We start from the raw sequence: 1,781 nt of genomic DNA, 5'->3' as shown, positions 1-1,781 counted from the left end.
AGCGTGTAGGGAATGCCATGCTTTTCCAGCCGGCGGATCTGCTCGGCGACGGCGCTCCACACCGACAGGTCGCCGGAATGCAGGCGGGCGACATCATGGCCCGATTTGTGGGCCGCGACATACTCGGCCTCGATCTCGTCGAGCGACATCGGCGCGGTGTCGATCAGCTTTGTTCCCGGCGCGCAGTGCTGTAGCAATTCGGGCGCGACGATCGAGCCGGCATGCAGGCAGACCTGGCAGCTTGCCAGCAGCCTCGCGCCGCGCAGCGTGATGAGGTCGGCGGCACCGGGACCGGCGCCGATGAAATGGACGGTCATGGCGCATCTCCACTGATGGCGATCGCGCAGGTGACCGGGCCGAGCACCGTGCGCGGGCCAAGCAGTCTGGCGCCTTTGCCGACGACGGCAAGGGCGGATGCCTCGGAAACCGATGAGGTTCCGGCAACATCCTGCGAGAGGTCGGAATGGCTGAGCGTGTCCGACGAGGCGGCCTGAAGCGTGGCGTCATCGACGACGATGACCGGAAGACTCAGCACGCGGCCAGCGGCGGCGATCGCTTCTTCATCCTTCTTGAACTCGGCAGTCGCCAGTGCCGAAAGCGCCGTCATCGTCAGGCCATGAGTCTCCAGCGCGGTTTCGATCGCGGCAAGCACGTCTTCGACGCTCACGCCTTTTCGGCTGCCGATGCCCGCGACCATCATGGCTTCACCCAGCTCCATTGGGTCACTGGCATGGCCGGCCGCCAGGCCTGCATCGCGCCGACCGGCGATGCGCGAGAGATGGCGATGCGGGTGAGATCGCCGCCGAGCTTGGTATGCTGGGCGAGGAGCAAGGCTTCCATCTCCAGCGTCACCGCATTTGCCACGAGACGGCCGCCCGGGCGCAGCGCCTTGATGGCAGCATTCAGCACGCCGGCATCGCTGCCGCCGCCGCCGATGAAGATCGCGTCCGGCGTGTCCAGCCTGGCAAGTGCCCTGGGCGCGCTGCCTTCCACCACGACAAGGCCGGGAACGCCACAGGCGGCGGCGTTGCGGCCAATGCGGGCGGCGCGGATCGGATCGGCCTCGATGGCAATGGCGCGCATCGAAGGGTGGGCCAACATCCATTCGATGCCGATGGAACCGGAACCGGCGCCGATGTCCCACAGCAATTCGCCGCGTTTCGGCGCCAGCGCCGACAGGGTGATCGCGCGGATCTCGCGCTTGGTGATCTGGCCGTCATGGTCGAACAGATGATCGGCAAGGCCTGATGTGAGCGGCAGGACGCGCGCGTCCGGACCGGATTCAACTTCGACCGCCAGCACGTTGAGCGGATTGATGTTTTCGAGATCGAAGGCATCGGCGCGGATCGTGCGGTGGTCCTCGCTTGGCCCACCCAAGGCCTCCAGGATCGTCAGCCGCGATGCGCCGAAGTCGAGTTCGGTGAGCAGGCGCGCTATTGCAGCGGGGGCTTCGGCATCCGAGGTCAGTGCCAAAATGCGCGCGCGTGGCTGCAGCAGCGGCCGGATCAGGTCGAGCGGCCGGCCGTGCAGCGAGACGGTCTCGATGTCCTGCAGCGCCCAGCCAAGGCGCGCGGCCGCCAGCGAAACGGCCGACGGTGCGGGGATGACATGCATCTCCTGTTGCTTGACCTTGCGGGCGAGGGTGGCGCCGACGCCGTGGAAGAACGGATCGCCTGAAGCGAGCACGCAGACGCGCCTGTCGGCAAGCGCCAGCACGTCAGCCATCTCGGCATCGAAAGGAACCGGCCAGGCGCGCGCCTCGCCCTTGGCGAAGGAAGCGA

3 protein-coding genes are annotated in these 1,781 nt (G+C 67.2%); all 3 read right to left on the bottom strand.

The genetic code is table 11. The features are described 5' to 3' along the window. Positions 1 to 317, bottom strand: a 317-nt coding sequence (locus tag EN939_RS27005) for an SAM-dependent methyltransferase (protein ID WP_245473181.1), incomplete at its 3' end; no start/stop codon positions are given. Further along, a complete protein-coding gene (locus EN939_RS27000; protein ID WP_127270799.1) occupies positions 314 to 700 on the bottom strand; it encodes a cobalamin biosynthesis protein in 387 nt (128 codons plus the stop codon). The genes EN939_RS27005 and EN939_RS27000, both read right to left, overlap by 4 nt. Further along, positions 697 to 1,781, bottom strand: a 1,085-nt coding sequence (gene cbiE, locus EN939_RS26995; protein ID WP_245473179.1) for a precorrin-6y C5,15-methyltransferase (decarboxylating) subunit CbiE, incomplete at its 5' end; no start/stop codon positions are given. The genes EN939_RS27000 and cbiE, both read right to left, overlap by 4 nt.

The sequence above is a fragment of the Mesorhizobium sp. M7A.F.Ca.CA.002.05.1.1 genome (genome assembly GCF_003998335.1).
In the GTDB taxonomy this organism is placed as follows: Bacteria; Pseudomonadota; Alphaproteobacteria; order Rhizobiales; family Rhizobiaceae; genus Mesorhizobium.
This window is presented reverse-complemented; position numbering and strand designations above follow the sequence as displayed.